Origin of the sequence: Sphingobium sp. EP60837 (assembly GCF_001658005.1) — a bacterium.
Lineage (GTDB): Bacteria > Pseudomonadota > Alphaproteobacteria > Sphingomonadales > Sphingomonadaceae > Sphingobium > Sphingobium tyrosinilyticum.
Genome location: NZ_CP015986.1, coordinates 2,006,864 through 2,028,961 on the forward strand (window position 1 = coordinate 2,006,864; position 22,098 = coordinate 2,028,961).

Consider the following 22,098-nt stretch of genomic DNA (forward strand, 5'->3'; position numbering starts at 1 on the left):
ATAATCCCCTTTATTTGCCGAAGCTGAGGCTGACCGCCCCCAATTCAGTGCTGCCCTTGGCGCGGATAACGGCGCCGGGCTTGGGCGGCCAGTTGAAGGGCAGGCGGACCAGTTCGCGGCCGCCGACTTCGCGGGCGGCTTCGACGACGAGTGTGTAGCTGCCCGGCGACAGCGGACCCAACGGACCTTTTCCTGCGGTGAAGGCGATCTTCTGGTCGCCGGGCGCGCGCGTGGCGCCGGTGATGCCGTCGGCGGGGAAGCTCATGGAACGGCCCGAGGTCCGCCACCATTGGCGGACGTCGCGGAGCCATTTGGTGCCTTCGCCCTTCGCCTTATCGACATCGTACCAGACCGACAGGGTGCGAGGCGTTGTGCCTTCCTTTTCGAGCCAGATTGCGACGTAGGGGCGGTGATATTCGGCGACCGGCAAGCGGGGAATGGCGACGCTGACACTGAGTGTCTGGGCGGTGGCTGGCATGGCTGCGCCGAGCGCTGCGCCGGTGCCGAGGATGAGTTTATAGCCACTTGGCATCGCTGCTGTTCCCCTGAATTAATGAATGAAAAGAAGAATTAAAATGGTTGGGATGATGAAGCCCGCCCCGACCAGGGGCCAGGTGCTGCGGCGCTTGGCGGCGTGGAGCTGGAGGAGGAGCAGGCCGGTCATTGCGAATAGGAAACAAGCGGCGGCGAAAATGTCGATGAACCATTTCCAGGCGGCGCCGGTATTGCGGCCCTTGTGGAGGTCGTTGAGATAGCTGATCCAACCACGGCTTGTGCTTTCGCTGGTGAGCTGGCCGCTCTGCCGGTCGATCGAGACCCAGCCGTCGCCGCCGGGGCGAGGGAGGGCGAGGTAGATTTCGTCCGCGGACCATTCGGCCTCGCCAGCGACGCGAGCGCCGATTTCCTTTTCAACCCAGGCGGCGATAGGAGCGGGAAGGGGCTTCTTGCTGTCGGGAGCGTTATCCGGCGCGACCTGCGTGCGCAGGGCAGCGGGCAGGGTTGCGGACTTTTCAACCGTCTGCAGAGAGCCCTCCACATCGGCGGCATGGTTGAGGGTGATGCCGGTGAAAGCGAAGAGCAGCAGGCCGATAAGGCTGATCGCGGAGCTGATCCAATGCCAGCTGTGCAGTTGCTTCAGCCAGAAGGCTTTCTTCTTTTTCTTGGGCTGAACGCGAACGGGAGCGTGCATGGGTTGGATCGGTCCTGGCAATGACGCGTCCGCATAACGCGAACGACTCGCAATTGCAAACCGAGGCGGCGGGAAAATTGTATCAAAATGTATGGGGTTGATGCCTTGTGGGGACTGTTTTGAGGCCCTTGTCGGATCGGCTCTTATTGAGGAGAGGAGCCCTTCGACAGGCTCGGGGCGAACCGAGGTGAGGAGCGGGGGCTGTAATGCCCTGCCTAGAGTTCGCGGTCGAACCGTCATTCCAGCTTTTGCTGGGATGACGGGTGGGCGTTATTTGGCGAGCAGCCCTCTTGCCTGCCCCGCTATTTCGGCGAGCATGGCCACATTGGGGGCTGCGGCGGTCTTGGCGCGTTGAACCAAGGCGCGGAATTGATGGATGCGGGGCTGCTTTTCGGCGAGCCAGGCGTCCACATGGGCGATGATATCCTTGCCATGGCCTTTGCCGCCCTGCTCCAGAAAGTCGAGCCGGACCTGCTGCATGTCGCGGGCGACACCTGAGATGAGCAGTCTTTCCCAAGGATCGGAGGGGGTCATTCGCGCGGCGGTGGATTGGACCCAGTCGATGCCGACCGCTTCGCCCAGATGGGTGAAGGCGCGCGTCAGCGCGACTTCATCGACCTTCAGCCGTCCGGCAAGGGCGGCGATGCCGACCGCGCCATCGAGCTTGAACAGGCCCGCCGTGCGGCGGACGAGATCTTCGGGCGCACCGAGGATGAGCAGGCGATCAACAACGGCGTTGGTTCGACGCAAGGCTTCGCTGGTGAGCAGGTCATCGACCTGGGTAGCGAGCTTTTCGACGCCCTTCGCCAGCAGGGCATGGCCCGCGCCGGGAAGTGTGCCAGCGGGCAGGCTGCGCAATATATCGGCGATCTGCGCCCGGACGCCGCTCGCTATATCGGCGAACAGCGCAAGCCGTGCGGCTTCGGACATATCGGCGGCGTCGATCGCCGCCCAGAGCGTGCCGATGTCATAGAGCCGTTCGGCAATCAGGAAGGCGCTGGCGAGGTCGGCGAGCGAGCAGCCTTCCTCTTCCGTCAGCTCGAACGGGTGGATGAGGCCGAGGCGGTTGACGATACGGTTGGCGACTTTTGTTGCGACGATTTCCTTCGCAAGCGCATGGGCGGCGATCGCGTCTGCTTCCTTCTTGCGCATCGCAGGGGGGAAAGCGGCGGCCAGTTCGGCAACCATAGTGGGATCGGAGGCAAGTGCGCCATGTTCGATGGCATCCTGCAGCGCGAGTTTGGCGGTCGAGAGCAGCACCGCGAGTTCTGGGCGGGTGAGGCCAAGCCCGTCCTGCCCGCGGCGGAGCAGCTGGTCGTTGGAGGAAAGTCCTTCGACCTGACGGTCCAGCCGGCCGCTTTCCTCAAAGGTTTCGATGAGGCGGACATAGCTGGCGAGGTCGGCAGCACCGCCTGTTTCGGCGATGGAAAGGCCGAGAACCTGGAGGCGATTATCCTCCAATACGATATCGGCGACGGCGTCGGTCATGCTGTCGAGCAGCTTGTTGCGCGCATCGAAGTTCAGCCGCCCTTCGATCATTTCCTTGTTGAGGGCGATCTTGATGTTCACCTCATTATCCGAGCAATCGACGCCAGCCGAATTGTCGATGAAGTCGGTGTTGATGCGGCCGCCGCGCAGCGAAAAAGCGATGCGCGCGGCCTGGGTGACGCCCAGATTGGCGCCTTCACCCACGACCTTGACGCGCAAGTCCTCCGCATTGACGCGCAGGCGGTCATTGGCAGGGTCACCGACGTCGCCCTGGCTTTGGGAAGCGGCCTTTACATAAGTGCCGATGCCGCCGAACCAGAGGAGATCGACGGGGCTTTTGAGGATCGCGCCGATGAGCGCTGCGGGCTCCATTTCCGTGGCGGTCACGCCGAGGATGGATTGGACCTGCGGGGTGAGCGGGATGCTCTTCAGCGTGCGCGGAAAGACGCCGCCGCCTTTGGAAATCAGCGATTTGTCATAATCTTCCCAGCTCGACCGGGGGAGTTGGAACAGGCGATTGCGTTCTTCCCAGCTCTTGGCCGGTTCGGGATCGGGATCGAGGAAGATGTGGCGATGATCGAAGGCTGCAAGCAGCCGGATCGACTTGGACAGCAGCATGCCATTGCCGAACACGTCGCCCGACATGTCGCCGCAGCCGACGACGGTGACAGGCTCGCTTTGCACGTCGATGCCCATTTCGGCGAAATGGCGGCGGACGCTGATCCACGCGCCGCGCGCGGTGATTCCCATCGCTTTATGGTCATAGCCGTGCGAGCCGCCGCTGGCGAAGGCATCGCCCAGCCAAAAGTCCTGATCGAGCGCGATGGCGTTGGCGACGTCACTGAAAGAAGCCGTGCCCTTGTCGGCGGCGACGACAAAATAGGGATCGTCGCCGTCATGGATGACGGTTTGCGGGGGATGCCGCACCTTGCCGCCGACAAGATTGTCGGTCACCGACAGCAGGGCGCGGATGAAGATGCGGTAGCTTTCCGTTCCTTCCGCCATCCACGCGTCGCGATCGATCTGCGGGCTGATCAGCTGCTTGGGGTAAAAGCCGCCCTTGGCCCCGGTGGGAACGATGACGGCGTTCTTGACTCGCTGCGCCTTCATGAGGCCGAGAATTTCTGTTCGGAAGTCGTCGCGACGGTCGGACCAGCGGATGCCGCCGCGCGCGATCGGCCCGGCGCGCAGGTGGATGCCTTCGACCCGAGGCGAATAGACCCAGATTTCGCGCCAAGGCAGCGGTGCGGGCAGGCCGGGGATTTGCGCACTGTCGAGTTTGAAGGCGAGCGCCTCGGCGGCGGCGTTGCTGAAGAAATTGGTACGCAGCGTGGCGGTGATGACGGCGCGCAGCAGGCGCAGCACGCGGTCCTCGTCGATGGCGCTGACCTTTTCCAGGCCCGCATTGATCGCGGCCTGCGCCTGCTCGGCGCAGGCGGAGCCATCCTTGCCGGCGGGATCGTGCAGCGCTTCGAACAAAGTGATGAGCTGACGCGCGATTTCCTGCTCGCGCCGCAGCGTTTCGGCGAAGGTCGCCATGCCATAGGCCATGCCGGTCTGGCGCAGATAGCGGAAGAGAGCGCGGAACAGAACGACCGCCCGAGGAGCGAGGCCCGCGGTCACGATCAGTTCGTTGAAGCGGTCATTTTCCGCCCGGCCTTCCAGCACCTGGGCGATGGCTTCGGTGACGACGGAAGCGCGCGAGACCACGGCTTCCCCATCACCGCCAGCGGGCAGTTCCAGGACGAAACGCTGGACATGGCCCTGCGCGCCATTGTCGATCGCGGTCGTCATTTCATCGATGACGCGGAAACCGAAATTCTCGAATGCCGGGACGACTTCCGAAAGGGCGATCACGTTTTGGCTGTAGAGTTTTAGCCGCAATTGTTCGGGCGTGTCTTCGCCATTGCGATAGATGCGAATCGATTTGTCCCCGGGGCCTGCAAGACCGTGCAGCAGGCGAATGTCGATCGCGGCTTCGGCGGGGCCTGCGCCGTTGCGGTAGGCCATGGGGAAGCCGGGTGCGTAACGCTGGGCAAGGGCGGCGGCGCGGCCGGGTTCTTCAGTTTCGGCAAGCGCCGCCTCTACGGCCGGGAGCCAGCCGCGCACCATCTGCTTGAGCTGCCGGTCGAGCGGCGCTTCGTCGGGCACCACGCCGCCGTCGCGCAGGTCGAGCGTTATGCGGAGCAGCGCAAGGCCGCTTTCCTCCAGTGCAATGGACCAGCTGAGCACCGGCGCCTTGGCGGCGTGGGAGAGCATGTCCTGAACGGCGACGCGGCGGGCGGTGGTCAACTCTTCGCGCGGGAGCCAGGCGAAGGCGTAGAGGTGGCGGGCGAGCGCGCTGGTGCCGAGCGCCAGCTTCGGACGCGGCCGATCGGTGAGCGACATGAAGGTGAGGGCCAGCCGCTCCAGCGTTTCATGATCGAAGCCGATCAATATGTCGTGGGGCAGGGCGGTGAGCGCATGGGCGAGGACCTTGCCTGCATGGCCGCCGGGGTCGAAGCCGAACTTGTCCATCAGTGCAGACAGGGCCGAGCGCAGCAGCGGCACCTTGTCAGGGCTGGCGGCGAGTGCGGCGCTGGTCCACATGCCGGTATGGATGGACAGCGCGGCGACTTCCTTGCCTTCCCGCACGGGCACGATGATGAGGTCGAGCAGTACGGCGCGATGGACGCGCGACAGATGGTTCGATTTGATGATGAGCGGGTTGCGCTTACCCTCCTCGAACCAGGCGAAGGCGGCTTCGAGCGAGGCCGGGGACAGCAGCGGGGCCTCCTCCAGCGTGCAGATGCCGAGCTGATCCTCGGCGGAGCCGTCGCGGCGGCGGCGTTCATGGCCGGTCTGGGTGAAATGACGGGCGAGGAACCAGCGGAGCAGGGCGGCGCCTTCGCCATCGGGAATGGCGTCGGCATCGCGGGCCATGGCGTCACGCATCTTGGGCCAGTCGGCGACCGCGACGCGGACGTCGGCCAATGTTTCGCTCAGCGCCTTTTCCAGTGCGCGGCGGCCCCTGGCATCGGCGCGGTCCGCCTCGATATAGATCAGGGATTCACGCCGGGCGCCGGGGGCTTCGTCGTCGAGGATGGCGGTAAGCGTGCCGTTCTCACCGCGATCGACCGACAGGACGGGATGCAGCAGGCGATGGATGGTGATGTCCTGAGCGGCGAAGACATTCGCGATCGAATCCACCAGGAACGGCATGTCGTCATTGATGATCGCGACCCGCATGTAGCGGCCGGTTGCGCCTTCCCCCAAAGTTTCGATAGCGATGGCGAGTTGGCCGGGTTTACGCGCGCTGGCGGTGCGACCCAGGAAAGCGGCGGCGGCCGATGCGGCGTCATGATCGAAATCGTCGCTCTCGCCAGGAAGCGCGCCTCGCTCAAGCGCCGCCTCCAGCGCCTGGCGGATCGATGCATCGACTTTCTTGGTCTTGGGCTCAGCCAGTGCCGTCATGCGTAACCTTCTCCCGGTGCGGGATTTTCCCGCTTCTGCTTGAACGGAGAAGACGCTGGAACGCCGCCATGCGACTCCTCGGCTATACCGTTTCTTATGCGCTACCGCCCGATAAGGCTCAACATGGAGTTGGAAATAAAGTTACGTGTGATCGAAATAAAATGATGGGGCGCGGCATGAGAAGCGGTTCTCATGGCGTAACAGCCGAGCCCGGAGGATGATCCCGTTCTGGCGCGGCGCGGCGGCCGTTCCTGCCGATCCGGCGGGGATCAGCCTGCGGCGGCGGCGATGACGCGCTGGCCGAGGTCCGAACCGTCGGGCAGGGCGCCTACGATCGCGATCGTGCCGTCGGCTTCACGCCGGGCGATGACGACGGCCAGGCCATCGGTGTCGGTGGGAATGGCCGCGGGGTCGATCGGCGCGGCAGCCTTCAGCGCGGCGCGGGCGCTCTGGCGCGGGTCCGGGCGGTCGGGCAAGGCGGCGCGGCGCTGAGCGCGCTCATCGCGCACAAGGGCCTTTAGACCGCCGGGATATTGGTCCAGATAATCGCCCAGCGCGCCGAGGCCAAGTTCGGCAGCCTTCGCATGTTCGAGTGCGGTCGCATATTCGGTGATGCGCGTCTTGTCATAGGTTGAGCCGAAAACCAGCTTCACCACGGCGGTCAGCGGGCTGCGCGCCTGCGCCTTGATCCCGGCGTCGGCCAGCATCTCAGAATAGTCCTCAGGGGCGGCTTCGGTCATCAGCGCGAAGTCATAAGCGAGGCCGATGGCGCGGTAGAGCGCGCTGTGGGTGCGCGCTTCGCTGGTGCGGGCCTGTTCGGCGCCGTCGCGGGCAAGAGCCAGCCAGTCGGCAAGCGGGGCGTCTTCTGCTGGGCTTTCCATGCCGGCAAGATCCAGCGTATCGCCATCTTCACCTGCAGCCGGACCGTCTGCCCAGATCGGCGCGACATCGCGTGGCTGAGCGCTGCTGCGCAGGGCGGCATCCACCTCACGGCCAAGTTCGTCCGCTACCGCCTGGCTCGCCAATTCCTTCCAACTGATGACGCCGAAAACGAAATCGATCGTCTCCCCATCGGAGGAGAAGGGCATCAGGATGCCGCGATAGAGGATATCCGCGCCGCGTTGGTTGACGAATCCAGCCTCGAAGCCGATCGGCGCGGCGTTGGCAATGATCTGGAGATAATGGTCGGTCAGTCGCGACAGCAGCGAGCGGGAGGGCACATCGTTGATGAACTGGATGGCCCCCGTAACTTCGCACTCGCGGCGCAGCGCCGTGCCGAGATAGACGACCGCAGGATTGTCGAGACCGGTGCTGAAGTCGAGGAGGACGCTGTTGGGACCGAAATCTTCCAGCTGATCGGGAGACAGGTCCTCGATCGAGGGAAGCGCGCGGTCGCTGAGCAGGGACGCCCAATAATTATAGGCGCGGACCTGCATGCGCCGCTCGTCGGAGCCGACACTGGGCGGCGCTTCGATCGCCCCGTTATCGGCATAATCGAAATCATCCTGTTCGTTGGAGATTTCCTGCCCCCGCAGAGTGTCCATCCGGCCGGTCCTTAACCCAGTAGAAAAGCTTTCCTGAGAATCGACACTGCCATGGGATGGTAAACATGCTGTGAAGAAGCGATCGCGCGAATGACGGCGCTTGGCGAGGGCTTTGCGAAAGTGATGCGCGAGGATGCATTGCCCGCTTGTCCTGCGCATCAACCGCTGTTATCTGGCCCCCGAGCGCCGCTTTAGCTCAGTTGGTAGAGCATCGCATTCGTAATGCGGGGGTCACAGGTTCGAGTCCTGTAAGCGGCACCACGATTTCTGACATTTCGGAACGGAATGAGGCAGGCCTACCCATGCGGTGCGGCATGCTTCGCCGCGCATTCAAATCCTGATGGTGAATGTACGGCCGCCAGAAGGGCCGCTTTCCTGCTTGATTTGTTCCAGCCGCTGGCGAATTTGACGGCGACGGCTGAACGCGCGGAGTGCTTTTCTTACCAAGCTTGTCACGACCCCTCCTTTTGATTTGGAGGGAATTTAGCGGCAGCTTTGGCCGCTGCAATATGTCGTTCGGCATGCGGAATCAGTGAGAGGTAGAATCCGTCGAAAGATGGATTTGGCCCGCCGAGTGTAGGGGAACGTCCTACTTCTTTAGAAGAAAACCGTCGCTGCGGCAGCCTTGTTACGAACAGCGCAAGGCAGGTACCGAGCAGAGAAACTTCTCGCTCAAGGCCGACGTGAATGAGAGGTCGAGAGAAATCTGGATGCCCGACAAGGATTCGAACCTTGATTGACGGAGTCAGAGTCCGCTCTCTTACCATTAGAGGATCGGGCACCAAGGCGGGTGTCACCCGCATCGGAAGCGCGCAGATAGGCTGGTTGGACCGGCTGGTCAAGGGGCTTGCGCCGGAAAAATCCGCCCCTTGGGCCATGAAAAAGCCCGCCGGACATGCTGTCGCGTCCGGCGGGCTCTTTCATCTTCCCATGCAGGATCGATGGGCTTGGGAGCCGCTGCTGATGTAGGGAGCGGCGCCCTTTATTTCAAAGGTCTCAGTCGAGGTCCTGGGTGGTGAAGTCCTCACCCTGGACAACGCCCAGCGGATCGTCGCCGATCGCCGCTTCCGGACCCTGCGCCAGTTCGGCGGCATGCTCTTCAGCGGCCGTCTTGGGCGCGATCAAATCGACCTGGCTGGAAGCCCGCAGAGCGGCCCGCATGGCGGCGTCACGCGACGAGGCGGCGACGCGCATGCGGTTCATGCCAGCGCCGGTGCCCGCCGGGATGAGGCGGCCGACGATGACGTTTTCCTTGAGACCGACCAGCGTGTCCTTCTTGCCCTGAACCGCCGCTTCCGTGAGGACGCGGGTGGTTTCCTGGAAGGACGCGGCCGAGATGAACGAACGGGTCTGGAGCGAAGCCTTGGTGATGCCGAGCAGCACCGGCTTGCCCGCAGCAGGCTGGTAGCCGGCGGGAAGCTTGGCGTTGATCTCGTCCATTTCCTCGCGATCGACCTGCTCGCCCACCAGCAAGGTGGTGTCGCCGGACTCGATGATCTCGACCTTTTGCAGCATCTGGCGAACAATCGTCTCGATGTGCTTGTCGTTGATCTTCACGCCCTGCAAGCGATAGACTTCCTGGATTTCCGCGACCAGATATTCGGCCAGCGGCTCGATGCCGAGCACTTCCAGAATGTCATGCGGGTCGGGCGAACCACCGATGAGGTTGTCGCCGCGCTTCACATAGTCGCCTTCCTGAACGTCGATCACCTTGCTCTTGGGGATCAGATATTCGACCGGCTCGCCGCCATCCTCGGGATTGATGGCGATCTTGCGCTTCGCCTTGTAGTCCTTAAGGAACTGTACGCGGCCCGAGACCTTGGCAATGATCGCATTGTCCTTGGGCTTGCGGGCTTCGAACAGCTCGGCAACGCGCGGCAGACCGCCGGTGATGTCGCGGGTCTTCGCAGCTTCGCGAGAGACACGCGCCAGCACGTCACCAGCCTGAACCTGGGCACCGTCATCGACCGACAGGGTCGCACCCACCGCCAGCATGTAGCGAGCGGCTTCGCCCGACTGGTCGTCGAGCAGGGTGAGGCGGGGACGCAGATCCTCCTTGGTGCGGGCGGAACCGCGATGCTCGGTGACGACGCGCTGGGCGATGCCGGTCGCTTCGTCGGTCTGCTCGGTCAGCGTCTTGCCGTCGATCAGGTCCTGATACTTCACGATACCGGGCTTTTCAGTGATCACCGGCATGGTGAAGGGGTCCCACTCGGCGAAGCGATCGCCCTTCTTAACCGCGTCGCCATCCGCGAACAGGATGGTGGCGCCGTAAGGCAGGCGGTGCGTTTCGCGTTCGCGGCCTTCGCTGTCGATGATCGCGATCTCGCCGTTGCGGGCGAGCGACAGACGACGGCCGTTCTTGTCGGTGATGGTCGGCATGTCGCGCAGTTCGATCGTGCCGTCAGCCAGCGCTTCCAGGTTCGACGTTTCGTTGAAGTTCGCCGCGCCGCCGATGTGGAAGGTACGCATGGTGAGCTGCGTACCCGGTTCACCGATGGACTGCGCCGCGATAACGCCGACCGCTTCACCGATATTGACCGGCGTACCACGGGCAAGGTCACGGCCGTAGCACTTGCCGCACACGCCCATCCGGCTTTCACAGATCAGCGGGCTGCGGATCTTCACGGCCTGCGTCCCGATCGCTTCGATCTGGGCGATCATCGGCTCGTCCAGCAGGGTACCAATCGGGATGATGACGGTACCGTCCTTGCTGTCGACGATGTCCTGAGCCGTGGTGCGGCCCAGGATACGTTCGCCGAGCGAGGCGATGACCGAACCACCCTGGACGATGGCCTTCATCTCCAGCGCCTTGTCGGTGCCGCAATCTTCCTCGACGACGGTGCAGTCCTGCGACACATCGACCAGACGACGGGTCAGGTAACCCGAGTTCGCCGTCTTGAGCGCGGTGTCGGCCAGACCCTTACGGGCGCCATGGGTCGAGTTGAAGTACTCGAGAACCGTCAAGCCTTCCTTGAAGTTCGAGATGATCGGCGTTTCGATGATCTCGCCGCTCGGCTTGGCCATCAGGCCGCGCATGCCGGCGAGCTGCTTCATCTGTGCCTGCGAACCACGGGCACCGGAGTGCGCCATCATGTAGATCGAGTTGATCTGGGCCATGCGGCCGGTCTGCGGGTCCTTGGGCTGCGCGCGGATTTCGTCCATCATGGCGTTCGCCACCACGTCGCCGCAACGGCTCCAGGCGTCGATGACCTTGTTGTACTTTTCCTGCTGGGTGATCAGGCCGTCCTGATATTGCTGCTCATAGTCGGCCACCAGCGCCTTGGTTTCCGCGACAGTCCCTTCCTTGGAGTCGGGGATGACCATGTCGTCCTTGCCGAACGAAATGCCGGCCTGGAAGGCGTGGCGGAAGCCCAGCGCCATGATGGCGTCGGCGAACAGCACCGTGTCCTTCTGGCCGGTGTGCCGGTAGACCTGGTCGATGACGTCCCCAATTTCCTTCTTGGTGAGAAGGCGGTTAACGACGTCGAAGGGCACCTTGTGGCTCTTGGGTAGACATTCGCCCAGCAGCATGCGGCCCGGCGTGGTCTCGAAGCGCTTCATATACTGATTGCCGGCTTCGTCGGTCTGCGGCACGCGGCTGGTGATCTTCGAGTGCAGTGTTACGGCCTTGGCATAGAGGGCCTGGTGGACCTCCTGCATGTCAGCCAGCAGCATGCCTTCGCCCGGCTCGCCTTCGCGCTCCATGGACAGGTAATAGATACCCAATACCATGTCCTGCGAGGGGACGATGATCGGTTTGCCGTTCGCGGGCGAGAGGATGTTGTTGGTGGACATCATCAGCACGCGCGCTTCCAGCTGGGCTTCCAGCGAGAGCGGGACGTGGACGGCCATCTGGTCACCGTCGAAGTCGGCGTTGAAGGCCGAGCAGACGAGCGGGTGCAGCTGGATCGCCTTGCCTTCGATCAGCACGGGTTCGAACGCTTGGATGCCGAGGCGGTGAAGCGTCGGCGCGCGGTTCAGCATGACCGGATGCTCGCGGATCACCTCGTCCAGGATGTCCCAGACTTCCTTGCGCTCCTTCTCGACCCACTTCTTCGCCTGCTTGAGGGTCATCGAGAGCCCCTTGGCGTCGAGACGGGCGTAAATGAAAGGCTTGAACAGTTCGAGCGCCATCTTCTTGGGCAGGCCGCACTGGTGCAGCTTGAGTTCCGGCCCGGTCACGATGACCGAACGGCCCGAATAATCGACGCGCTTGCCGAGCAGGTTCTGACGGAAGCGACCCTGCTTGCCCTTGAGCATGTCGGACAGCGACTTGAGCGGACGCTTGTTCGCGCCAGTGATGACGCGGCCGCGGCGACCGTTGTCGAACAGGGCGTCGACGGCTTCCTGCAACATGCGCTTTTCGTTGCGGACGATGATGTCCGGCGCGCGCAGCTCCATGAGGCGCTTCAGGCGGTTGTTACGATTGATGACGCGACGATAGAGGTCGTTGAGGTCCGACGTCGCGAAACGACCGCCGTCCAGCGGCACCAGCGGGCGCAGTTCCGGCGGAATGACGGGGACAACGTCCAGGATCATCCATTCCGGACGGTTACCCGATTCCAGGAAGCTCTCGACGACCTTCAGCCGTTTGATGATCTTCTTGGGTTTCAGTTCCGACTTGGTGACGGCCAGTTCGTCGAGCAGCGCCTGCTTCTCGCCCTCAAGGTCGAGGTCCATCAGCATCTGCTTGACCGCTTCCGCGCCGATCCCGGCGGAGAAGGCGTCCTCGCCATATTCGTCCTGCGCGTCGAGCAGCTCATCTTCATTCAGAAGCTGGAACTTCTCCAGCGGAGTCAGACCCGGCTCGGTAACGATGTAGCTTTCGAAGTAAAGGACGCGCTCCAGCTGCTTGAGCTGCATGTCGAGCAGCAGGCCGATGCGCGAGGGCAGCGACTTCAGGAACCAGATGTGCGCGACGGGCGCGGCCAGTTCGATATGGCCCATACGCTCGCGGCGGACCTTTGACACGGTCACTTCCACGCCGCACTTTTCGCAGACGATGCCCTTGTACTTCATGCGCTTGTACTTGCCGCACAGGCACTCATAATCCTTGATCGGACCGAAGATGCGCGCGCAGAACAGGCCGTCACGCTCGGGCTTAAACGTGCGATAGTTGATGGTTTCCGGCTTCTTGATCTCGCCGAAGGACCAGCTGCGGATGCGCTCGGGCGAGGCGAGGCCGATCTGGATCTGGTCGAAGGTTTCCGCCTTCTGGACGGGGTTCGCGAAGTTGGTCAGTTCGTTCATCTTGTCATTCCCTCTAGAGGGTAAAATTTTTGGGGCGAAGGAGGAGGGCACTGCCGAAGCAGCGCCCCGCAACTCTTATTCCGCCGCCTGCGCGAAGCCGTCGTCGTCCTCGATCTCGTCCATAGCGGCGAGTTCGACGTTGAGGCCCAGCGAGCGCATTTCCTTGACCAGCACGTTGAAGCTTTCGGGGATGCCGGCTTCGAAGGTGTCGTCGCCCTTGACGATCGCTTCATAGACTTTGGTACGGCCTACGACGTCGTCCGACTTCACCGTCAGCATTTCCTGCAAGGTATAGGCAGCGCCATATGCCTGGAGCGCCCACACCTCCATTTCACCGAAGCGCTGGCCCCCGAACTGCGCCTTACCGCCCAGCGGCTGCTGGGTGACGAGGCTGTAGGGGCCGATGGAACGTGCGTGGATCTTGTCATCGACCAAGTGGTGCAGCTTCAGCATGTAAATGATGCCGACAGTCACCTTGCGGTCGAAACGGTCGCCGGTGCGGCCGTCATAAAGATCCGACTGGCCCGAAGAGTGCAGGCCCGCCAGTTCCAGCATCGCCGATACGTCGGCTTCGCGGGCGCCGTCGAACACCGGGGTCGCCATCGGCACGCCGCGCGCAAGATGCTCGGCGAGATCGACGATCTGATCCGCGGTGCGGCCTTCGATCTGGTCGGCATATTGCGGACCATAGGTCTCCAGCAGGCGGGTCTTGACCGCGTCCGGCATCTCGCCGCCCTGCGCGTTCGGATTGGCCTCGCGCCATTCCTCCAGTGCATGCTTGAGCTGCTGGCCAAGGCCGCGCGCGGCCCAGCCGAGATGCGTTTCGAAGATCTGCCCGACGTTCATGCGCGATGGCACGCCCAGCGGATTGAGCACGATATCGACATGGGTGCCGTCTTCGAGGAACGGCATGTCCTCGATCGGCAGGATGCGCGAGATGACGCCCTTGTTGCCGTGACGGCCGGCCATCTTGTCACCCGGCTGCAGCTTGCGCTTCACCGCGACAAAGACCTTGACCATCTTCAGCACGCCCGGGGGCAGCTCGTCGCCGCGCTGCAGCTTATCGACGCGATCTTCGAACTTCTCGACGATCAGCTTCACCGCTTCGTCATACTGCGCCTTGACGGCTTCGATGCCAGCCTGACGCTGGTCGTCCGCAACCGCGAACTTCCACCATTCATGACGCTCAACCTCGCCCAGCAGGGCGTCGTCGATTTCGACGCCCTTCTTGACGCCCTTGGGAGCAGCCGTGGCCGTCTGGCCGAGCAGCATTTCCTGGAGGCGGTTGAAGGTCGCGCGGTTGAGGATGGCGCGTTCGTCCTCACGGTCCTTGGCGAGACGGTCGATTTCCTCCCGCTCAATCGCCATGGCGCGCTCGTCCTTGTCGATGCCGTGACGGTTGAACACGCGCACTTCAACGACCGTGCCGGCGACGCCCGGCGGCAGACGCAGCGAAGTGTCGCGCACGTCGCTGGCCTTTTCACCGAAGATCGCGCGGAGCAGCTTTTCTTCCGGGGTCATCGGCGATTCACCCTTGGGGGTGATCTTGCCGACCAAGATGTCGCCCGGCTCCACTTCGGCGCCGATATAGACGATGCCCGCCTCGTCGAGGTTGCGCAGCGCTTCTTCACCGACGTTCGGGATGTCGCGGGTAATGTCCTCCGGCCCCAGCTTGGTGTCGCGGGCCATGACCTCGAACTCCTCGATATGGATCGAGGTGAAGACGTCATCCTTCACGATCCGCTCGGAGATCAGGATGGAGTCTTCATAGTTGTAGCCGTTCCAGGGCATGAACGCGACGAGCGTGTTGCGGCCCAACGCCAGCTCGCCGAACTCGGTCGACGGGCCGTCGGCGATCACGTCGCCGCCTTCGATCAGGTCGCCCACCTTCACCAGCGGACGCTGGTTGATGCAGGTATCCTGGTTCGAACGCTGGAACTTCTGCAGCGTGTAGATGTCGACGCCCGACTGGCCGGGCTCGATATCGCCCGTCGCGCGGATGACGATACGGGTCGCATCGACCTGATCCACGATGCCAGCGCGCTTGGCGGCGATGGCGGCACCGGAATCCCGAGCCACCGTGCCTTCCATGCCGGTACCAACGAACGGCGCCTCGGCACTGACCAGCGGCACCGCCTGGCGCTGCATGTTCGAACCCATGAGCGCGCGGTTTGCGTCATCGTTTTCCAAGAACGGAATCAGCGACGCCGCGACCGACACCAGCTGCTTGGGGCTGACGTCCATCAGGGTGATGTGGTCGCGGGGCGCCATCAGGAATTCGCCCGCTTCACGCGCCGAGATCAGGTCTTCAGCCAGCGTGCCATCTTCGTTCAGCTCGGCGTTGGCCTGCGCGATCGTGTGCTTGGCCTCTTCCATCGCCGACAGATAGACGACCTCGTTGGTCACCTTGCCGTCGATCACCTTGCGGTAAGGCGTCTCGATGAAGCCATACTTGTTGACGCGGCTGAAGGTGGCGAGCGAGTTGATCAGACCGATGTTCGGGCCTTCCGGCGTTTCAATCGGGCAGATACGGCCATAGTGCGTCGGGTGAACGTCGCGGACTTCGAAGCCCGCGCGCTCACGCGTCAGACCGCCCGGCCCGAGCGCCGATACGCGGCGCTTGTGGGTGACTTCCGACAGCGGGTTGGTCTGGTCCATGAACTGCGAGAGCTGCGAGGAGCCGAAGAACTCGCGCACCGCGGCCACGGCGGGCTTCGCGTTGATGAGGTCGTTCGGCATGACCGTCGACACATCGACGCTCGACATGCGCTCCTTGACGGCGCGCTCCATGCGGAGAAGGCCGACGCGATACTGGTTTTCCAGCAGTTCGCCCACCGAGCGGACGCGGCGGTTGCCGAGATTGTCGATATCGTCGATCTCGCCCTTGCCGTCCTTAAGGTTCACCAGTTCCTTGACGACGGCGAGGATGTCCTCGACGCGCAGGGTGGTGACGGTATCCTCGGCATCGAGGTCGAGGCGCATGTTGAGCTTCACTCGGCCCACGGCCGAAAGATCGTAGCGCTCCGGATCAAAGAACAGACCGGCAAACAGCGATTCCGCCGTTTCCTTCGTCGGCGGTTCGCCAGGGCGCATGACGCGATAGATGTCGGAAAGCGCCTGGTCACGCTCTTCCGCCTTGTCAGCCTTGAGCGTGTTGCGGATCCAGGGGCCCGTGGTGACATGGTCGATATCGAGCAGTTCGAGACGGTCGATGCCCGCCTTGTCCAGCTTTTCGAGATTTTCCGGCGACACTTCGTCACCGGCCTCGATGTAGATTTCACCCGTTTTCTCGTTGATGAGGTCATAGGCGCTGTAGCGGCCATAGACTTCCTCGGTCGGGATCAGCAGCGTCTCAAGCCCGTCCTTCTCCGCCTTGTTGGCGGCGCGGGGCGAGATTTTGTGACCGGCGGCGAATACGACTTCGCCCGACTTGGCATCGACGATGTCGAAAGCGGGCTTCTGACCGCGCCAGGCTTCGGCGGTGTAAGGGATCTGCCAGCCGCCTTCGCCACGGACGAAGGTCACCTTGTTATAGAAATAGCCGAGCATGTCCTCAGCCGTCAGGCCGAGCGCATAGAGCAGGGCCGTGACCGGCAGCTTGCGCTTGCGGTCGATACGGACGTTCACGATGTCCTTGGCGTCGAATTCGAAGTCGAGCCAGGAACCGCGATAGGGGATTACGCGCGCGGCGAACAGATATTTGCCCGAGGAGTGGGTCTTGCCACGGTCATGGTCGAACAGCACGCCCGGCGAGCGGTGCATCTGCGACACTATGACGCGCTCGGTTCCGTTGACGATGAAGGTGCCGTTCTGCGTCATGAGCGGCATGTCGCCCATGTAAACGTCCTGCTCCTTGATATCGAGCACGGAACGGGTTTCGGTGTCCTGATCGACTTCGAACACGATCAGGCGCAACGTGACGCGCATCGGCGCCGCATAGGTGATGCCGCGCTGACGGCATTCCTCAACGTCGTACTTCGGCTCTTCCAGTTCATAATGGACGAAGTCCATTTCGGCCGTGCCAGCGAAATCGCGGATCGGGAAGACCGAACGCAGCGTCTTTTCTAGGCCCGAGACATAGCCGATCGAAGGGTCGGAGCGAAGGAACTGCTCATAGCTCTCCCGCTGAACTTCGATCAGGTTCGGCATCTGCACCACTTCGTGGATGTCGCCGAACACCTTCCTTATGCGCTTCTTCGCGCCGGTGTTGCTGATCGGGGGGAGAGCTTTGGTCGCCATTGCGTATCCTGCCTGTTGTTCGTCGCATTTTTTCGCATCACAGCGAAAATTCAGCCTGACGGAGCAAGCGAAAGGGGTGATTCGTCCTTCCGCTGCCACGCAAAAAAGTGCGGGCCGGGACTGTCCGATCCGCACTGTCAGCACTTTGTGACCCGCCGTTTTCCGCCCAATCCCGCCAGTTTCGCGCGCTAATCAAAACCGGTCCCCGGGCGATCCGGGGGACGGCGCTCATCATACCGGAAGGATGACGAGTGCCGGATTTCCAAGAAGCCATATAGAACTGGCACAGCCCTTTGTGAAGGGGTGTGCCCTCCGATGATTGAGATTGTTGCCGTGCCGCCTGATGGCTCTGGGCCAGCCGGCATCTAGAATTGCAGCCGTCGGTCAGAACAGGCGCGTGAGCCAGTAGAAAGCCGCGCCGATCACGCCAGCGGCGGGTAGCGTCACAACCCAGGCGATAACGATGCTGGAGGCTACGTTCCAGCGCACCGCTGACAAGCGGCGCGACGCGCCGACGCCGACGATAGCGCCGGTGATGGTGTGGGTGGTCGATACCGGTACACCCAGATGCGTCGCCAGGAACAGCGTCATCGCTCCGCCGGTTTCCGCGCAGAAGCCCTGCGCCGGGGTGAGCCGGGTGATCTTCGATCCCATCGTATGGACGATCTTCCAGCCGCCGAGCAATGTGCCGAGGCCCATCGCCGCCTGACAGGAAATCACAACCCAGAAGGGAACGTGAAAGCCGCCGGTCAGCATGCCCTGGGAATAGAGCAGCACGGCGATGATCCCCATCGTCTTTTGTGCGTCATTGCCGCCATGGCCGAGCGAATAAAGTGACGCCGAGACGAGCTGGAGCTTACGGAAGACGCGGTCGGCGCCTTGCGGCGTGAAGCGGCGAAAGACCCAGCTGATGATCAGCACTAGCAGCAGCGCCAGGACAAGGCCGATGGCAGGCGAGAGGACGATGGCGGCGCTGGTCTTGAAGACTCCGGTCCACACGACGGCGCTAAGGCCCGCCTTGGCGGTGCCCGCGCCCAGCAGCCCGCCGATGAGCGCATGGCTGGAGGAGGAGGGGATGCCGAGCCCCCAGGTGATGAGGTTCCAGGCGATGGCCCCCATCAGCGCGCCGAAGATCACCTGCGGATCTATGATACTGGCATCGACAATGCCCTTGCCCACGGTTTCAGCCACATGAAGGCCGAAGAAAAGGAAGGCGATGAAATTGAAGAAAGCCGCCCAAGCCACCGCATATTGCGGCTTCAGCACGCGCGTCGAAACGATCGTCGCGATCGAATTGGCGGCATCATGCAGGCCGTTCAAAAAGTCGAAGGCGAGCGCGATGCCGATCAGGGCGACGAGCAGCGGGAAGGCGAGATGGGCTTCCATAAAAACTAATGTCTATCCTTCAAATCCCGTTCGTCCTGAGAGCCGCTGAGTTTGTCGAGGCGGTGTATTGAAAGAGAGGTTGCGCCCACCCTTCGATACGAGCCTTCGTCAGGCTCAGGCCCTACTCAGAGCGAACGGTAAGATGGAAGTCCTGCATCAAGCGTGGTCGATGACCAGGCCGGAGATTTCGTTGGCGACGTCTTCGAAACGGTCGGTCACCTTCTCCAGATGGGCGTAGATTTCATTGCCAACGACGAAGTCCATGGGGTTGCCCTGACGCGCCTGATTGTAGAGCGCCTTAAGGCCCGCTTCGTGCAGGATGTCGGCATGGCCTTCCAACTTCACCAGCCGTTCGGTGAGGTCATGGAGACGCACGGAATTGAGATTGAGCGAACGCAGCAGCGGCATGGCTTCGGCGGTGATGCGGGCGCATTCGACGATCAGCGCGCTCATGTCCTGCATTTGCGGCGCGAATTCCTTGACCTCGAACAGCGCGATGGCTTTGGCGGTCTGGTTCATCTGGTCGATGGCGTCGTCCATGACGCCGATCAGGCCGGTGATGGCGCTGCGGTCAAAGGGGGTGACGAAGATGCGGCGAACGTCCTGCAGCACTTCGCGGATGATGTCGTCCGCCTCATGTTCGCGCGCGGAAATCTCCTGAATGTGCGCATCCATGTCCGGGCCGCCCTTCAGCAGCTTCGCAAGCGCATCAGCGCCCGCAACAAGGGTGTCTGCATGATCTTCGAACTGTTCGAAGAAGCGCCCCTGCTTGGGCATCAGCGCGTGAAACCACCGCAGCATTCCAGTCCTTTCGCTTTGCCATTCCTTGACCCGCAGCAGCATTCGGATGAACCAGCCGGGATCACGCGGCGGTTCGCGAAAGGCCGCGATAATGGTCTGAAGATCGGGTTCATCGACCGCCTTCGCGGCCTCTGAGACCGGAAACCAGCGCAGTTCCCTCTGCCCCTGCTCGGGCCATTGCGACAACTGGCCGGTGACTGCAAGGGGGAAAACTTCGACCGTGGCTTCGCGGGAGCCGCCCTTCCGGCGGCGCTTGTCATAACGGTAGCGTCCCAACGGAGCAGGGCAGGCGATGCCGTGAATGCCCGCTTCTTCAAAGGCTTCGACTTCGGCGGCGCGGTGACCGGCCAGGCCCTTGATAGGGTTGCCTTTCGGGATCACCCAGCGCCGTGTTTCACGCGACGTGATCAGCAGGATCCGCATCGAACCATCGGGGCCGGTGGCATAGGGCAGCGCGGCGATCTGGCGCATTACCAGTCCGCCCCCACAGCCCCGCTTGTTGTCGATCGCCCCTGTTCCATGAGCGCCTTGTAACGAAAACGTCACATGGCGCAATCAACAAGGTTGATCAGATCGATAGGCGCGCGGTCACTCGAATGTCCCGCCCAGCCAGCGGCGCATAATCCTTGAGGAAGCTGGCGTGCCGCCGCGCCTCCACATCGAAGATATTGTTGGCCGACAGGCTGATGGTCGTGCGGTCATTCCCCTTGAGCGGTTTGAACGACAGCGATGCGTTGACCAGAGTGAAGCCGTCAGTGCGGGTCTCGGTGGCGGCCGTCCGGTCTTGCGCGAAACTATGTTCGATCTCACCGCGAAGCGTCAGCCGATCGCCCTGGGCCTCGATCCCGCCCAGCAGGCGGAGCGGCGGGATGCGCGGGGCGGGTCCGGAACCGGTGATGGTGGCGCGGACATAATCGGCCATGCCGTCCAGATTGACCTTGTATCCACCGACCTCACCCAGCTTGATCGAGGCTTCGGCCTCGAACCCAAGATAGCGCGCGTCCGCCTGGGCATATTGGAAGCAGGGGAAGTCGAGTGGCTCGCCGCCATTCGCCGCCATGCAGGCGGAGTCATTGACGAGGGCGTCGTAGATATAGCCGTTGAACCAGTTGTGATAGGCGGACAGGGAGAAGTTGTATCCGGTGCCTTGGCCCCGCAGCGTTGCTTCGACGCCCCAGCTTTTTTCAAGGCCGAAGTCGGGGTTGCCGAGTTCGAACGCCTGGGTGCCCGCATGATTGCCGCGCGCGAACAATTCTTCGGCAGAGGGCGCGCGTTCGGTCCGGGCCAGGTTCAGGCCCAGCCGCCAGCCGCGCGTGATTTCCTGGCTCGCGCCGATGGAGGCCGAAAAGGCGTCGAAGCTGCGATGATAAGCGGGGTTGAACAGCGTCGCGTCGGCATCCGCTTCCACCTGGCTATGTTCATATCGGCCGCCCAGTTCGATCCGCGTGGTGCCGAAGTCCAGCGATTGCAGCGTGAAGAAGCCAAGCTGCTCGGTTCGGTTGCGCGGCAGGAATTTTTCCTCGCCCTCGACATGGAAATTGCGGGCGAAAAATTGGGCTCCGACCGCGCCGTCCCAACCGCCGCGTTTTGCCTGCACCAGTTCAAGCCGGGATTCGATCGACTCATTGTAGAAGGTGGTGCCGACCGCGCCGGATTCTTCGATTTCCTGATGTTGATAATCAGCGAAGCCGGCGCGCAGACGGATGGATTCGAGGATGCCGCCGTTGACCGGCAATTCAGCGCGCAGGTCGGCGCGGTCTTGCTTCATGTGCAGCCGGACCTGCTCGGTTTCCGATCCGGGCTCCAGTGAATAGCGCGCGGGAACGCCATAAAGATTGTCGGTATGGGCCACCGAAAAGCCGAGGTTACCCCCGTCGGTGACCAGCCCGGCACCGCCGGCCACTTCCCAACTGCGAGCGGCGCTGTTGGGCAGCTTGCCGCGTAGGTCAGCCAGAGCAGCGATAGCGGGGTCGCCGCTCGCCGCCGCCTGGGCGCGCAGGGCTGGGGTTAGGATGTAGGCGCCGGTGTCGAGATCAGCGCTCCTGGAATAGCTGCCGTCGAAATGGACGACCAGCTTGTCCGTGATCGGAGCCTCGATCTCCGCCGATCCGGTGCGCTCGTTGGCGGCGCTGCCATAGGTGGCGATTCCGTCGATATGGACAGGCTCATCGGGCACGCGGCGAGGGATGCGGCTGTCGATCACATTGACTACGCCGCCGATCGCGGACGAACCGTATAGAAGCGCAGCGGGGCCGCGCAGCACCTCGATCCGGTCGGCGGTGAGCGGGTTGATCGCGACCGCGTGGTCCACCGAGGTGTTGGATACGTCGAAACTGCCGATGCCGTCGGTCAAGATGCGCACCCGCTCGCCCTGAAAACCGCGCAGGACTGGACGGGAGGCGTTAGGGCCGAAGGAGGTGGCCGAAACGCCGGGCTGATGCGCTAGCGTATCGCCGATCGTCGGGCGTAGCGCGCGGGTCAGTTCTGCTCCCGCGATGACGGAGGTGCCTGACAGGATGTCGCCTTGACGGCGCGGAACGATGGCGGTGACGATGATGTCGGATTGTTGGTCATGATAGCCCTGGAGCTGTGTCGCGGTGGCCTGTGCGGCGGCGGGGAAGGCGAGGCAGAGCGCGGCGACAGCGCAACCGGCGCGGAGCAGCGGCAGAGGCGAAATCATGAAGGAAATCCTTGAATGAAAGAGATTTGGCCCTCCCGTAACCAAAATGATATATCATAACAATA

Annotated in this window: 9 protein-coding genes and 2 tRNA genes; 1 reads left to right on the forward strand and 10 read right to left on the reverse strand. The window is 62.8% G+C overall.

Annotated elements, in window-relative coordinates:
* Positions 1-10 precede the first annotated feature (10 nt).
* From EP837_RS09745 to EP837_RS09760, 4 genes are all read right to left on the reverse strand, one after another.
* Positions 11-532 (reverse strand): DUF2271 domain-containing protein, encoded by a 522-nt coding sequence (locus tag EP837_RS09745; protein ID WP_066526903.1) that lies wholly within the window; start codon positions 530-532, stop codon positions 11-13.
* Between the two features lie 18 nt (positions 533-550).
* Positions 551-1,189: a PepSY-associated TM helix domain-containing protein gene (locus tag EP837_RS09750; RefSeq protein ID WP_066526906.1), complete on the reverse strand. Its 639-nt coding sequence runs from the start codon at positions 1,187-1,189 to the stop codon at positions 551-553.
* A 270-nt stretch (positions 1,190-1,459) separates the two neighbouring features.
* Complete coding sequence (locus EP837_RS09755; RefSeq protein ID WP_066526908.1) at positions 1,460-6,130, reverse strand: NAD-glutamate dehydrogenase; 4,671 nt, start codon at positions 6,128-6,130, stop codon at positions 1,460-1,462.
* 269 nt (positions 6,131-6,399) lie between these two features.
* Positions 6,400-7,674, reverse strand: coding sequence for a PAS domain-containing protein (locus tag EP837_RS09760; protein ID WP_066526913.1), 1,275 nt, complete (start codon positions 7,672-7,674; stop codon positions 6,400-6,402).
* A 185-nt stretch (positions 7,675-7,859) separates the two neighbouring features.
* Here EP837_RS09760 and EP837_RS09765 point away from each other — a divergent pair.
* Positions 7,860-7,935: transfer RNA gene (locus tag EP837_RS09765), tRNA-Thr, on the forward strand.
* Between the two features lie 446 nt (positions 7,936-8,381).
* Here EP837_RS09765 and EP837_RS09770 read toward each other — a convergent pair.
* From EP837_RS09770 to EP837_RS09795, 6 genes are all read right to left on the reverse strand, one after another.
* A tRNA-Gln gene (locus tag EP837_RS09770) sits at positions 8,382-8,455 on the reverse strand.
* Between the two features lie 215 nt (positions 8,456-8,670).
* Positions 8,671-12,927, reverse strand: a complete 4,257-nt coding sequence (gene rpoC, locus EP837_RS09775; RefSeq protein ID WP_066526914.1) for a DNA-directed RNA polymerase subunit beta' — start codon at positions 12,925-12,927, stop codon at positions 8,671-8,673.
* 75 nt (positions 12,928-13,002) lie between these two features.
* The gene (gene rpoB, locus EP837_RS09780) at positions 13,003-17,166 is read right to left on the reverse strand and encodes a DNA-directed RNA polymerase subunit beta (protein WP_066526915.1); all 4,164 of its coding nucleotides are present in this window, start codon (positions 17,164-17,166) and stop codon (positions 13,003-13,005) included.
* A 384-nt stretch (positions 17,167-17,550) separates the two neighbouring features.
* Positions 17,551-18,552, reverse strand: a complete 1,002-nt coding sequence (locus EP837_RS09785; protein WP_066526917.1) for an inorganic phosphate transporter — start codon at positions 18,550-18,552, stop codon at positions 17,551-17,553.
* Positions 18,553-18,708: 156 nt separating this feature from the next.
* Positions 18,709-19,824: a DUF47 family protein gene (locus tag EP837_RS09790; protein ID WP_066526918.1), complete on the reverse strand. Its 1,116-nt coding sequence runs from the start codon at positions 19,822-19,824 to the stop codon at positions 18,709-18,711.
* Between the two features lie 97 nt (positions 19,825-19,921).
* Entirely contained in the window at positions 19,922-22,033 is a 2,112-nt protein-coding gene (locus EP837_RS09795; protein WP_066526920.1) for a TonB-dependent receptor, read from the reverse strand.
* Positions 22,034-22,098: the final 65 nt, after the last annotated feature.

Excerpts from the sequence above, each read along its gene's own strand:
- EP837_RS09745 (WP_066526903.1), bottom strand. The coding sequence starts at position 532 with ATGCCAAGTGGCTATAAACTCATCCTCGGCACCGGCGCAGCGCTCGGC.
- EP837_RS09750 (WP_066526906.1), bottom strand. The coding sequence starts at position 1,189 with ATGCACGCTCCCGTTCGCGTTCAGCCCAAGAAAAAGAAGAAAGCCTTC.
- EP837_RS09755 (WP_066526908.1), bottom strand. The coding sequence starts at position 6,130 with ATGACGGCACTGGCTGAGCCCAAGACCAAGAAAGTCGATGCATCGATC.
- EP837_RS09760 (WP_066526913.1), bottom strand. The coding sequence starts at position 7,674 with ATGGACACTCTGCGGGGGCAGGAAATCTCCAACGAACAGGATGATTTC.
- rpoC (WP_066526914.1), bottom strand. The coding sequence starts at position 12,927 with ATGAACGAACTGACCAACTTCGCGAACCCCGTCCAGAAGGCGGAAACC.
- rpoB (WP_066526915.1), bottom strand. The coding sequence starts at position 17,166 with ATGGCGACCAAAGCTCTCCCCCCGATCAGCAACACCGGCGCGAAGAAG.
- EP837_RS09785 (WP_066526917.1), bottom strand. The coding sequence starts at position 18,552 with ATGGAAGCCCATCTCGCCTTCCCGCTGCTCGTCGCCCTGATCGGCATC.
- EP837_RS09790 (WP_066526918.1), bottom strand. The coding sequence starts at position 19,824 with ATGCGCCAGATCGCCGCGCTGCCCTATGCCACCGGCCCCGATGGTTCG.
- EP837_RS09795 (WP_066526920.1), bottom strand. The coding sequence starts at position 22,033 with ATGATTTCGCCTCTGCCGCTGCTCCGCGCCGGTTGCGCTGTCGCCGCG.